Annotated in this window: 9 protein-coding genes, 16 tRNA genes, 1 rRNA gene and 3 pseudogenes; 28 read left to right on the top strand and 1 reads right to left on the bottom strand. The window is 35.9% G+C overall.

Translation table 11 applies throughout. The features are described 5' to 3' along the window. The first annotated feature begins 65 nt into the window (after nucleotides 1-65). The 20 genes and pseudogenes from rrf (at nucleotide 66) to ACXY7N_RS14015 (ending at nucleotide 3,819) form a co-directional block, all read left to right on the top strand. Nucleotides 66-181 (top strand): 5S ribosomal RNA (gene rrf / locus ACXY7N_RS14110). 8 nt (nucleotides 182-189) lie between these two features. Then, a tRNA-Asn gene (locus tag ACXY7N_RS14105) sits at nucleotides 190-264 on the top strand. Nucleotides 265-266: 2 nt separating this feature from the next. Next, nucleotides 267-358 (top strand) — tRNA-Ser (locus ACXY7N_RS14100). A 17-nt stretch (nucleotides 359-375) separates the two neighbouring features. Then, a tRNA-Glu gene (locus ACXY7N_RS14095) sits at nucleotides 376-450 on the top strand. Between the two features lie 5 nt (nucleotides 451-455). Beyond that, nucleotides 456-531: transfer RNA gene (locus tag ACXY7N_RS14090), tRNA-Val, on the top strand. 24 nt (nucleotides 532-555) lie between these two features. Then, nucleotides 556-632, top strand: a tRNA-Met gene (locus ACXY7N_RS14085). 3 nt (nucleotides 633-635) lie between these two features. Continuing rightward, nucleotides 636-711 (top strand) — tRNA-Asp (locus ACXY7N_RS14080). A 9-nt stretch (nucleotides 712-720) separates the two neighbouring features. Next, nucleotides 721-796, top strand: a tRNA-Phe gene (locus tag ACXY7N_RS14075). Nucleotides 797-814: 18 nt separating this feature from the next. Continuing rightward, a tRNA-Thr gene (locus ACXY7N_RS14070) sits at nucleotides 815-890 on the top strand. 10 nt (nucleotides 891-900) lie between these two features. Next, a tRNA-Tyr gene (locus ACXY7N_RS14065) sits at nucleotides 901-984 on the top strand. A 7-nt stretch (nucleotides 985-991) separates the two neighbouring features. Next, a tRNA-Trp gene (locus ACXY7N_RS14060) sits at nucleotides 992-1,065 on the top strand. A gap of 19 nt (nucleotides 1,066-1,084) precedes the next feature. Beyond that, nucleotides 1,085-1,160 (top strand) — tRNA-His (locus ACXY7N_RS14055). Nucleotides 1,161-1,223: 63 nt separating this feature from the next. Then, a tRNA-Gln gene (locus tag ACXY7N_RS14050) sits at nucleotides 1,224-1,298 on the top strand. A gap of 5 nt (nucleotides 1,299-1,303) precedes the next feature. Then, nucleotides 1,304-1,378: transfer RNA gene (locus tag ACXY7N_RS14045), tRNA-Gly, on the top strand. Nucleotides 1,379-1,392: 14 nt separating this feature from the next. Continuing rightward, nucleotides 1,393-1,463 (top strand) — tRNA-Cys (locus ACXY7N_RS14040). A gap of 10 nt (nucleotides 1,464-1,473) precedes the next feature. After that, nucleotides 1,474-1,555: transfer RNA gene (locus tag ACXY7N_RS14035), tRNA-Leu, on the top strand. A 227-nt stretch (nucleotides 1,556-1,782) separates the two neighbouring features. After that, nucleotides 1,783-2,419, top strand: a pseudogene (locus ACXY7N_RS14030) (AHH domain-containing protein); the annotation flags it as partial. Nucleotides 2,420-2,461: 42 nt separating this feature from the next. Beyond that, nucleotides 2,462-3,034, top strand: coding sequence for an imm11 family protein (locus ACXY7N_RS14025; protein ID WP_088083196.1), 573 nt, complete (start codon nucleotides 2,462-2,464; stop codon nucleotides 3,032-3,034). Nucleotides 3,035-3,189: 155 nt separating this feature from the next. Continuing rightward, nucleotides 3,190-3,642, top strand: coding sequence for a YrhA family protein (locus ACXY7N_RS14020; RefSeq protein ID WP_016089404.1), 453 nt, complete (start codon nucleotides 3,190-3,192; stop codon nucleotides 3,640-3,642). 30 nt (nucleotides 3,643-3,672) lie between these two features. Next, the gene (locus tag ACXY7N_RS14015) at nucleotides 3,673-3,819 is read left to right on the top strand and encodes a hypothetical protein (RefSeq protein ID WP_179197184.1); all 147 of its coding nucleotides are present in this window, start codon (nucleotides 3,673-3,675) and stop codon (nucleotides 3,817-3,819) included. A gap of 100 nt (nucleotides 3,820-3,919) precedes the next feature. Here ACXY7N_RS14015 and ACXY7N_RS14010 read toward each other — a convergent pair. Next, nucleotides 3,920-4,240: pseudogene (locus tag ACXY7N_RS14010) on the bottom strand (DUF3884 family protein). A gap of 645 nt (nucleotides 4,241-4,885) precedes the next feature. Between ACXY7N_RS14010 and ACXY7N_RS14005 the strand changes: the two are divergent. The 8 genes and pseudogenes from ACXY7N_RS14005 (at nucleotide 4,886) to trmL (ending at nucleotide 11,329) form a co-directional block, all read left to right on the top strand. Further along, nucleotides 4,886-5,605 (top strand): YebC/PmpR family DNA-binding transcriptional regulator, encoded by a 720-nt coding sequence (locus ACXY7N_RS14005; protein WP_016089402.1) that lies wholly within the window; start codon nucleotides 4,886-4,888, stop codon nucleotides 5,603-5,605. A 146-nt stretch (nucleotides 5,606-5,751) separates the two neighbouring features. Then, nucleotides 5,752-6,215: pseudogene (locus ACXY7N_RS14000) on the top strand (NUDIX hydrolase). A gap of 486 nt (nucleotides 6,216-6,701) precedes the next feature. Next, complete coding sequence (locus ACXY7N_RS13995) at nucleotides 6,702-7,478, top strand: transglycosylase domain-containing protein (RefSeq protein ID WP_016089400.1); 777 nt, start codon at nucleotides 6,702-6,704, stop codon at nucleotides 7,476-7,478. Nucleotides 7,479-7,666: 188 nt separating this feature from the next. Beyond that, a complete protein-coding gene (locus ACXY7N_RS13990; protein ID WP_016089399.1) occupies nucleotides 7,667-8,320 on the top strand; it encodes a DsbA family protein in 654 nt (217 codons plus the stop codon). A gap of 114 nt (nucleotides 8,321-8,434) precedes the next feature. Beyond that, nucleotides 8,435-8,508 (top strand) — tRNA-Gly (locus ACXY7N_RS13985). A 199-nt stretch (nucleotides 8,509-8,707) separates the two neighbouring features. Beyond that, nucleotides 8,708-9,850 carry a tRNA epoxyqueuosine(34) reductase QueG gene (gene queG, locus ACXY7N_RS13980; protein WP_016089398.1) on the top strand — a complete coding sequence of 381 codons (1,143 nt, stop codon included), beginning with the start codon at nucleotides 8,708-8,710 and terminating at the stop codon, nucleotides 9,848-9,850. A gap of 44 nt (nucleotides 9,851-9,894) precedes the next feature. Next, nucleotides 9,895-10,782, top strand: a complete 888-nt coding sequence (locus ACXY7N_RS13975) for an amidase domain-containing protein (protein WP_016089397.1) — start codon at nucleotides 9,895-9,897, stop codon at nucleotides 10,780-10,782. Between the two features lie 58 nt (nucleotides 10,783-10,840). Continuing rightward, nucleotides 10,841-11,329 carry a tRNA (uridine(34)/cytosine(34)/5-carboxymethylaminomethyluridine(34)-2'-O)-methyltransferase TrmL gene (trmL, locus tag ACXY7N_RS13970; RefSeq protein WP_000538147.1) on the top strand — a complete coding sequence of 163 codons (489 nt, stop codon included), beginning with the start codon at nucleotides 10,841-10,843 and terminating at the stop codon, nucleotides 11,327-11,329. Nucleotides 11,330-11,393: the final 64 nt, after the last annotated feature.

The raw sequence follows: 11,393 nt of genomic DNA, 5'->3' as shown, positions 1-11,393 counted from the left end.
CATAAAAAACTTATTGACTTTTAAAGTGAATAAGTTATAATAATGATTGTCTCAAAAGAATAATGTCTGGTAATGATGGCAGAGAGGTCACACCCGTTCCCATACCGAACACGGAAGTTAAGCTCTCTAGCGCCGATGGTAGTTGGGACCTTGTCCCTGTGAGAGTAGGACGTTGCCAGGCAATATTATTCCGCAGTAGCTCAGCGGTAGAGCTATCGGCTGTTAACCGATCGGTCGTAGGTTCGATTCCTACCTGCGGAGCCATTGGAGAGCTGTCCGAGTTGGCCGAAGGAGCACGATTGGAAATCGTGTATACGTCACAAGCGTATCAAGGGTTCGAATCCCTTGCTCTCCGCCATAGGATTTATAATATTTGGCCCGTTGGTCAAGTGGTTAAGACACCGCCCTTTCACGGCGGTAACACGGGTTCGAATCCCGTACGGGTCACCACTTTTGGAGGATTAGCTCAGCTGGGAGAGCACCTGCCTTACAAGCAGGGGGTCGGCGGTTCGATCCCGTCATCCTCCACCATATAAATTATATGAATAATATTGTCGCGGGGTGGAGCAGCACGGTAGCTCGTCGGGCTCATAACCCGAAGGTCGCAGGTTCAAATCCTGTCCCCGCAACCAAATGGTCCCGTGGTGTAGTGGTTAACATGCCTGCCTGTCACGCAGGAGATCGCCGGTTCGACCCCGGTCGGGACCGCCATTTTAATAAGGCTCGGTAGCTCAGTCGGTAGAGCAGAGGACTGAAAATCCTCGTGTCGGCGGTTCGATTCCGTCCCGAGCCACCATTTATTTTAATAAAATACGCCGGCTTAGCTCAATTGGTAGAGCAACTGACTTGTAATCAGTAGGTTGGGGGTTCAAGTCCTCTAGCCGGCACCATGTAAGTTTCGGAGGGGTAGCGAAGTGGCTAAACGCGGCGGACTGTAAATCCGCTCCTTCGGGTTCGGCAGTTCGAATCTGCCCCCCTCCACCATTTACATAGGGGCATAGTTTAAAGGTAGAACTGAGGTCTCCAAAACCTCCAGTGTGGGTTCGATTCCTACTGCCCCTGCCAAATATATTTACACAACATGGCGGTTGTGGCGAAGTGGTTAACGCACCGGATTGTGGCTCCGGCATTCGTGGGTTCGATTCCCATCAGTCGCCCCATTTTTATTTTTAAAATTACAAATAATCTAATGGATACTTACATATAATTAAGTAAGAAATCGATGGGCTATAGCCAAGCGGTAAGGCAACGGACTTTGACTCCGTCATGCGCTGGTTCGAATCCAGCTAGCCCAGCCATTTTTGCGGAAGTAGTTCAGTGGTAGAATACAACCTTGCCAAGGTTGGGGTCGCGGGTTCGAATCCCGTCTTCCGCTCCAATGAAATTTAATATGGCGGCATAGCCAAGTGGTAAGGCAGAGGTCTGCAAAACCTTTATCACCGGTTCAAATCCGGTTGCCGCCTTTTCTTTTGTGCCGATGTGGCGGAATTGGCAGACGCGCACGACTCAAAATCGTGTTCCTTCGGGAGTGTCGGTTCGACCCCGACCATCGGTATCGGTTAAAAGACGAGTGATCGTCTTTTTTTATTTGTTTTTATCTTCAATTAATCGTGAGTATACAGTAATATCAAGCGTTCCTACTTTGTGGGGACGCTTTTTTTGTGTGTTCAAATTAATGTTAATGTATCGCCTATTACGTTAATTCTTATAGGTTAACGTAATGCTGATGAACGTTATAATGGTAATTTAGTTGATGGAAATTTATCAGATGATAATATCGAAAAAGGTGCGAATCTAACAAAATTATCAGAAGGTATCTCGTCCGTTTCAAATCAATTACCATTGAAAGAACGATTTGCATTTGCAGGTACTAGTGGCTTTGGTAACAATCATATAAAGGCTTTTGAAGCTTTACAAGAAGCTCGTGATACATTTATGTTTTCCGAAACTGGTGGAAGAAGTAGAATTAAGGGTGTACAAGAAGTAATAAAAGATTATGTGGATAAAGTTCTTGATAGAGTAAATGTAAAAAAATGAGTATCCCGATTCGTATATAGCATCTAAAGTATTACGTGAAGAACTTAAGGCTGCAGGAATTGAAGCAATCCCATATTCTAATGCAGCACATCACATTGTAGCTTGAAATGATAGCAGGACAGTGGAAGTACAGGAATTATTAAAAGAGATTGAGATACATCATGCTTCTGCTGCTAATGGGGTATTTTTACCGTATAAAGTGAATGAATATGTGACTACTGAAGCATTACATATAGGTGATCATGGTCCAGAGTATATAAGAGAAGTATACAGAGTATTAGGCGAAGTTAAACGCTTTGGGGGTAATCGAGCAGTTGCAGCTTTGCAGAATATAAGAGAAAGATTATTGGACGGTAGTTTAAAATTAAATCAACCTGAATAATCTTAATTGTTTTACTAATTAAATTATAAAGGAGTAAAAGGTATGAAAATTTGGCAATTAAAAAGCTTATTTGATAACTATAAATCTTTTCAACTATTAAATTTGAAAGAAGACCGTAAAAAATATTTTGATGAAAAAATTGATTTGGCAATAAAGTTATCTGATTCATGGGGAGAAATTCTTGTTGAATGTGTAGAAGGAGATAACCATAGTGATTGTCCTATGTTCTGGGGGGAACTTGGCACGCCAATGGTTAGTAGAAAAGCAAAAGAGGTATTAGAGCCTTTAATTTGCAATAATGTTGAGTTTCTTCCGCTAACTCATAATGTTACAGGTGAATTTTATTACCTAATAAACGTTTTAAATACAATTGATGCAATTGACTACAATAAAGCAGTTTTTGAAAAACTAAGTACAGGATTAATAATAGGTTTCGAAAAATACGCATTTTTGCCTAATATAGTTGAAGGGCAGATAATATTTAAAACCTATTTAAATCAAAGATTACACTTCTCTACTGTTTTAGTGTCTGACGAATTAAGAAATGCAATTTTAGAAAGTGATTTAAAAGGTTTTGAATTTATAGAGATATGGGATTCAGAAGCAAACATGTAAAAGAAAGTCCTAAAATAACTGATAGAAGTTCAAACAATGGTTTACATTAACTAGACACTTACAAGATGGAGATAGTGCAGATATAACTTGATCTATACCCAAATATAATAGTTATCCTAAAGGAGAATAAATACTCTTAGAAAGAAGTTTTTTTTATGTGGAAAAATCTGATTTTAGAAATTGGAGATATACTGAAAAGTGTTAACTTTAATTTGAACACACCAGCAACAGATACTGAAGTTCATAGATTAAGAAAACACGTAAAAGAGAAATTTAATGTTGACTTACCGAGTGAATACGAAGAGTTTCTTAAAACTGTAAATGGTTTAGACTTTGATGGATTGGTCCTTTACGGAGTCGATTCTCCTTTACTAGAAACAGAAAAAGATGAACATATTTGCGGCTTTATAGATACGAATGAGATTTGGTATGAAAATGAATTTCAAAAAGAGTATCTTTTCTTTGGGGATTCAAATATTGCGTGGTTTTGCAAAAACTTATCAGACGGTACTTATCTAGAACTTGATAAACCATCTGGCACAGTGATGAAAATATATAATGATTTCGATACAATGCTTGAGGAAGCGTTAAAAATAACCCTTCTGTAATAGGGGGATTAAGAAGAACAAAAAATCCATTTGAAAGAACAGTTTATTTATCTAATACGACTAAAGATCGAAGAGTATTTCTTTTTAACGAGTAAAACTTTGGAAGAAGGAACAGCTCTGTTATATAAACAACAATTAAAAGCTATTAAGGAATTAGAGCAAACTGCGAAACAATAAAGGGATAAAAACGAACATTCATTTTTATCCCTTTATATAATTCCATTACTATATAAAATGTCAGTAGATTCTTGTATATACAAGAATCGTTTCCAGCACTCTAGAGAGAATCTCCCCATCCTGGTGACATGAAGTTAAATCCGACACCACCAGTAGATATTAGCACATGATCAGCTGTTAATTTCGTAATTTCTAAAAACTTCTTTTCAAATTCTTCTCTGTTGTACTTGTACATAGTTGAGTGGCACGATCACATTTGCGTTGAAGTACTCAACCAGTCCCCTAATTCCTTTAATTCAGGAAACGACTCAAATTGAATTGGTTCATCTAATTTCATGAATCTCACTTGATAGATAGTTGGGTTTAGTTTTTCTCCTATCCCTTTAAGACCATATGCTTTTTTCTCATTTGAATGTGTCATAATAACTCTCCCCCATCCTTCTTTTAAATTTTTAGATTTCAAAAAATTTCCTATTTTAATTATATAGCGATAGAAAGTAATTAGGGGAATGTTGTGGTAATTTTTTACTTTTCCTTATTGTTTAGCGAGAGATAATAAAATAAATCATCACAGTAATAAATGAAATAGGATAAACTTAATTAAGGGAGAAAAATGAAAGTAAAAGGTGTCAGTTATTTTATTGTGATTCCATTTTGGCTCCGTCCCATTTTAATTTATCATGTTGAAAGAAGCTCAAAATTTTTGAAATGCTTTAAAATAAAGGATTTTAAGGGTAACACTCTATATAAATGTCACCTAAAAGACTCAAAATCGTGTTCCTTCGGGAGTGTCAGTATCGGTATCGGCGATGTAAAAAGACTCTAACAGAAATGTTAGAGTCTCTTTTGTTAAATTATGTTATGTAATTCTAAAATTCGTGATAAATGTAGGAATTCATGTATAATATAACTTGTCGAAAGAACAAAATGATAGTAATTTATATTATGTCTGTAATATGAATCAAAAATGAACTTTTTATATTTCTTTTAAAAATGTGTTGAATACACATTATATTTCATATTAATATTTTTATGTAGATTTAAAACGGGAAAGAGAGTGGAAAGTATGGGTCGTAAATGGAATAATATTAAAGATAAAAAAGCATCAAAAGATGCAAATACAAGCCGTATATACGCGAAATTTGGACGTGAAATTTATGTGGCAGCAAAACAAGGCGAGCCAGATCCAGAATCAAACCAGGCGTTAAGAGTCGTATTAGAGCGTGCGAAAACATATAATGTACCAAGAACAATTATTGATCGTGCAGTGGAAAAAGCAAAAGGCGGTTCAGAGGAAAATTATGATGAGCTTCGTTATGAAGGATTTGGGCCAAATGGAGCTATGGTTATTGTAGATACACTTACAAATAACGTAAACCGTACTGCAGCAGATGTACGAGCTGCATTTAGCAAAAACAGTGGTAACATGGGTGTAAACGGCTCTGTAGCTTACATGTTTGATGCGACAGCTGTTATCGGCCTTGAAGGGAAAACATCAGATGAAGTACTTGAAATTTTAATGGAAGCAGATGTAGATGCACGTGACATTCTAGAAGAAGAAGATGCTGTTATCGTATATGCTGAACCAGATCAATTCCATTCAGTACAATCTGCACTTAAAGATGCGGGTGTTGAAGAATTTACAGTTGCTGAATTAACAATGCTTGCACAAAGTGATGTAACACTTCCTGAAGATGCTCAAGTACAATTTGAGAAAATGGTTGATGCATTAGAAGATTTAGAAGATGTGCAACAAGTTTACCACAACGTAGACTTAGGAGAATAATATGATAGAAGCCCCTGTTCGTTTATCGAATAGGGGCTTTTTTATAAAGGTAATTAAGGTGCTGAATTAGTAAAGGTATTTTGTTGTAGACAGGGAATATGCTTATACGGATATGTGAAATATTCATTATTGCTAGGAGGCGTAATATGGAACATAAAACACCAAAGCATATCGTTGCTGTAGCAGGTTATTTAACAAATGAAAAAAATGAGGTGTTATTAGCAAAGGTACACTGGCGAGCTGATACGTGGGAGAGCTGCCAGGAGGACAGGTAGAAGAAGGGGAAGCACTCAATCAAGCAGTTTGTAGGGAAATGTTTGAGGAAACGGGTTTAACTGTGAAGCCAGTTGGAGTTACAGGTGTTTACTATAATGCTTCTATGCATATTTTATCTGTTGTTTTTAAAGTGGCATATGTGAGTGGTGAAATAAAAATTCAGCCTGAAGAAATACAAGAGGCTAAATTTGTTGCTTTAAATGAAGAGAACATAGATGAGTATATAACGCGTCCTCATATGAAATCTAGAACGCTTGATGCGATGAGAGCAACACATTTTATTCCGTATGAAATGTGGGAAGTGCAGCCGTATAATTTAATAGGAAGATTGTAAAGAAAGGAGTAGCCGATTTGAGGTACAATCAAATCACTACTCTTTTTTGTATACTGTTTAAGAAAAAGGTCAAAATAATAATGGTGCTAGTATTGATTTCGAGAACGTTTGTTCTGTATAATGTATGGTATGTTATGTACATTTAGATTAATATATACTTAAAAGTATATATATTTGTAGATGATATAATGAAAATAGGGTGCTTTAATAGAGAAAGTATAATAGCCTTAAGGTTTAATCTGTTATTAGTTTAGCATAATCTATATTCAATATTTCAGATGAATAGTAGATAAAAAAGGACTGTGATACAATACTTTTTTATCCCGCTATTTGCCGGGCAGCCAGATTGGTGCGGGCTGATTAAAGTTTCACTTTATACCTTACAATGATGTAAGGTACGTGTAAGAGAAATCGATGGGATATTTTTTTACAACAAGGTATTCTTAAAGTAAGAGTTATACGCTGTGTGGAAAAGAGGTGTTTAAGATGAAAGAACGAGTATTATCTAGGGTGAACTATCATCAAAAAGTTGCATTAAATCCAATGACTAAATTTTTTTATAAAGCCATTATTTTATTATTATTGTTAAGTTTTACGTTATTATTCATTGGAAATGTAATGATCGAGCAAAGTGATATTAGTAAATTACATGTACCGGCTAAGTTAGAGGTGCCAGAATCATTAACACATGCATTCATTGCAACAGAAGATAAAAGGTTTTATCATCATAACGGTTTAGATTATATAGCGATTATCCGGGCGTCTGTTGAGAATATAAAAGCTGGTGGTGTTGTGCAGGGAGGAAGCACAATTACACAGCAATTATCCAAAAATGCTTTTTTAACGAATGAGCGTACATTTTCTCGTAAGTGGAAAGAAATTTTTTACACGAAAAAAATTGAACGCACATTTACGAAGGATGAAATTTTAAAATTATATGTAAGTAATATTTATTACGGAGAAGGAGCATGGGGAATTGAAAAGGCAGCAAACCTTTACTTCGGTAAAAAGGTGAGCCAATTAACGTTGGCTGAAAGTGCAATGATGGCTGCTGTAGTAAAGGCACCCGCTTATTACTCACCAGCACAAAATTACGATAAAGCAGTTGAGAGACGGAATGTAGTTTTGAGATTAATGGAGAAAGAAGGCTATATCAATCATGATGAGTATGTGCAAGCTGTTAGTGAGAAATTAGTAATTCGTCATGATATAAAAACAGAGCAATCGATGTTAAATAATGCGCGTGAAAAAGCAGTAAGCTAAGGGAAGTTCCTACATAGGTGCTTCTTTTTTTTGAATAAATTGTGACAAATTGTGACACAATATCGTCACAATTGTTGTATTTTTGTAATTTATGTGAGCGTGTTCATTGCGTGGTATATGTAAGTATTGATATTATGTGTATTGTGTACAATGCTGTATACAGAATATGAATTTAAAGAGGAATGTATATGAAATCATCGAACAAACTCATGGCTCTTGGTATAGTTTTTTCCATTGCAGTATTGATTGTAATCGGAACGATTGCGTATAGCATCATAAATGACAAAAAAGATAAAGGGAATGAGATGTTTGCTTATTCCACACAACAATCTTTAGGGAAAGATGATGCTCCAGTTAAGGTAGTTGAATTTGGAGACTTCAAATGTCCTGCTTGTCGTACTTGGGATGTAACAGTATTACCACGCTTAAAAGAAGAGTATATCGATAAAGGTAAAGTGCAGTTATATTTTATTAACTTCCCATTTATCGGAAAAGACTCTGATTTAGGTGCAGCAGCTGGTGAAGCAATTTATAAACAAGATAAAGATTCATTCTGGATTTTCTATGATGAGATTTATCAAAGTCAAAAGAAAGACACAGAAGAATGGATTACAGAAGAATTACTTCTTAACATTGTGAAAGAAAAGCTTCCGAAAGTTAATGTAGAACAATTTAAGAAGGATTTACACAGTAAAGAAATGAAAGAAAAAGTACGTAAAGATTCAGATCGTGCTCAAAAATTAAAAGTTCAAGGTGCTCCTTCAGTATATGTAAATGGAAATCTTGCAAACCCTGATTTCGATAGTATGAAGAAGGCAATTGATAAAGAATTGAAAAAGTGATGAGATACTCATCACTTTTTCGACTTTTTTCGATAAAATTCTTGCTTCCGATTTTTTTACATGCTATACTACTTTACATAAGTTATTCTAATATCTTTTATGTATTTCATATTTGCGGGTGTAGTTTAGTGGTAAAACAAGAGCCTTCCAAGCTCTGGTCGAGAGTTCGATTCTCTTCACCCGCTCCAAATTTTATTAAAAGTTTTTCTATAAATTGTGATCAACGCAGTGTTTCGTTTCCGAGATAAACGAGGCATTGCGTTTTTTAATGTTTGAAAAGCATGATTGTATGCGAAAATAGAAGTAAAGAATAGTATTCCAAAAGTGAATTGCTAACCAATATAGTCGTTACATAAGGGATGGATTCATCTGAGGAGGCGATTAGGAATGAATTTTGAACAATTAAAGCAAGATGTCATTGCGTATAGTAAAACAATTGGTATAGATAAAATAGGCTTTGCTAGTGCTTCACCATTTGAAGAATTAAAGCAGCGTTTAATCCAGCAGCAACAATTAAATTATCAATCTGGATTTGAAGAGCCTGATATAGAAAAGAGAACGAACCCACAGCTTCTATTACCTGGTGCGAAATCAATTATTGCGATTGCATTAGCGTATCCTTCAAAATTAAAAAATGCACCATTAAGTAAGCGTGGAGAACGCCGCGGGATTTTTTGTCGTGCCTCTTGGGGACAAGATTATCATCTTGTTTTACGAGATCGTTTGCAAAAATTAGAAGCATATTTAATCGAGAAACTTCCCGATATAGAAGTTAAGTCAATGGTTGATACGGGTGAATTAAGTGATCGAGCTGTTTCGGAGCGTGCCGGTATTGGATGGAGCGGTAAGAATTGCGCTATTATTACACCTGAATTTGGTTCGTATGTATATTTAGGAGAAATGATTACAAACGTTCCATTCCCACCAGACCAACCGATAGAAGATCAATGTGGAAGCTGTACAAAATGTATTGATATTTGTCCTACAGGTGCTTTAATACAAGGAGGACAGTTAGATTCGAAGAAATGTATAGCATTTTTAACACAGACGAAAGGGTTCCTACCGGAAGAATATCGCGACAAAATAGGAAATCGTATTTATGGATGTGATACATGTCAGACTGTTTGTCCGAAAAATAAAGGAATGGATTTTCATAATCACCCTGAGATGGAACCAGATCCTGAGTTAGTTAAGCCGTTATTAACACCACTTTTAACAATTAGTAATCGTGATTTTAAAGAGAAATATGGGATTATGTCTGGTTCATGGAGAGGTAAAAAGCCGTTGCAACGAAATGCGATTTTGGCACTTGCGCATTTTAAAGAAGCATCAGCAATTCCTGATTTAATAGGTGTTATGAAAGATGATCCAAGACCGGTACTTCGCGGAACGGCAGCATGGGCACTTGGGAAAATTGGTGGAGATGGCGTGGGCGAAGCCATTGAAAAAGCGATGCAACGTGAGAAAGACGAAGAGGTTCTTCATGAAATGAATCGCGGACTTGAATTGTTAGCGCAGAAAAAACAGTAGATAATATCTCCCTTTTTCATATTGTAATATGGGAGGGAGACGAAATGGTTGTAAAAGTAAATATTGAAAAGCAAGTACAACAATTTTTAGCGTATATAACAGAGAAACGAACAAATGTGGATGGTATTGCTGAAGATTTATTACAAATAGCACAGAGAAAGAAACAATTGTTTCAAAAACGTAGTGCACATATAGTGAAAGCAACTGCGGACGTTTCTTTTATGAGGCAATTAAATAATAGCAATCATCAAGAAATTGATTATCAAATACATTTTAAATATTTAATTAAGCATAAAGAATTATTTTATATCGAAGAGGAACAATTAAAAAGAAGAGTTTGTTTAAATAATAGCCGGATAATAGGTGATTATACTATTGAAGTGCCAGAAGCAGTTGGAATGAGTGAGACATTAGAAAGGGAAGTTACAAAGGAGAAGTATGGTTCTTATCAGTATAACCGTTTAGAGGCAGTTAAATATGCGGAGCGTTGGTGGGATGATCGAAACCCTATATATCGTAATTTCCCTGATAATTGTACGAATTTTATTTCTCAATGTCTTCATACTGGAGAAGTACCAATGAATGGATATCCTAATATTCGTAAAGGATGGTGGCAAAGGGAGAATCAGTGGAGTTGGAGCTGGGCTGTCGCACACTCTTTTTATTGGTATTTGTCAGGTGCTACAACAGGGCTTCGAGCAGAAGCAGTAGAAAGACCAGAGGACCTTATTCTTGGTGATGTTATCGCTTATGATTTTGAGGATGATGGTAGGTGGAATCATACGACAATTGTAGTAGCGAAAGACGCAGATGGTATGCCACTTGTAAATGCACATTCAGCGAATAGCCGTCGGCGTTATTGGAACTATGAAGATTCTAGTAAATATACACCACAAATGAAATATAAATTCTTTCATATTATTAATGGGTAGAGATTTTTCGCTCAAATGGTATAATACGTAGTAGACAAAAAACAGAGGTGAATATCGCGTGGGAGTACATGTTGTTTTATATCAACCAGAAATTCCAGCAAATACAGGGAATATTGCTCGTACTTGTGCAGCAACTGGAACAGAACTACATTTGATTAGACCGCTTGGATTTTCAACGGATGATAAAATGTTAAAGCGTGCAGGATTAGATTATTGGCAGCACGTAAAAATTACGTATTATGATTCAATTGAAGAGTTTTATGAGAAAAATAAAGACGGTGAATTCTTCTATTTAACAAAGTATGGCGAGAAAGCTCATACAGCGTTTGATTATAGTAAACGTGAGAAGGATTACTATTTTGTATTCGGAAGAGAAACAAACGGCTTACCAGCTAATGTAATCGAAGAAAACTTCGATCATTGTTTACGTATTCCAATGACTGATAAAGTGCGCTCATTAAATTTATCTAATACAGCAGCTATTTTAATTTATGAAGCGTTCCGTCAACAAAATTATCCAGGACTAGATTTAGAAATTGTTTATTAAAAGTCGCCATATGGCGACTTTTTTTCTAAAGATAAAAATAATATGTAATCATACATTTAAAAAA

This window comes from Bacillus sp. 5w2, from assembly GCF_054353775.1.
Note: the sequence above shows the minus strand (reverse complement) of the source record. Positions and strands in the feature narration are given on the sequence as shown.

Coding starts and splice junctions, on each gene's coding strand:
- ACXY7N_RS14025 (WP_088083196.1), top strand. CDS start 2,462: ATGAAAATTTGGCAATTAAAAAGCTTATTTGATAACTATAAATCTTTT.
- ACXY7N_RS14020 (WP_016089404.1), top strand. CDS start 3,190: ATGTGGAAAAATCTGATTTTAGAAATTGGAGATATACTGAAAAGTGTT.
- ACXY7N_RS14005 (WP_016089402.1), top strand. CDS start 4,886: ATGGGTCGTAAATGGAATAATATTAAAGATAAAAAAGCATCAAAAGAT.
- ACXY7N_RS13995 (WP_016089400.1), top strand. CDS start 6,702: ATGAAAGAACGAGTATTATCTAGGGTGAACTATCATCAAAAAGTTGCA.
- ACXY7N_RS13990 (WP_016089399.1), top strand. CDS start 7,667: ATGAAATCATCGAACAAACTCATGGCTCTTGGTATAGTTTTTTCCATT.
- queG (WP_016089398.1), top strand. CDS start 8,708: ATGAATTTTGAACAATTAAAGCAAGATGTCATTGCGTATAGTAAAACA.
- ACXY7N_RS13975 (WP_016089397.1), top strand. CDS start 9,895: ATGGTTGTAAAAGTAAATATTGAAAAGCAAGTACAACAATTTTTAGCG.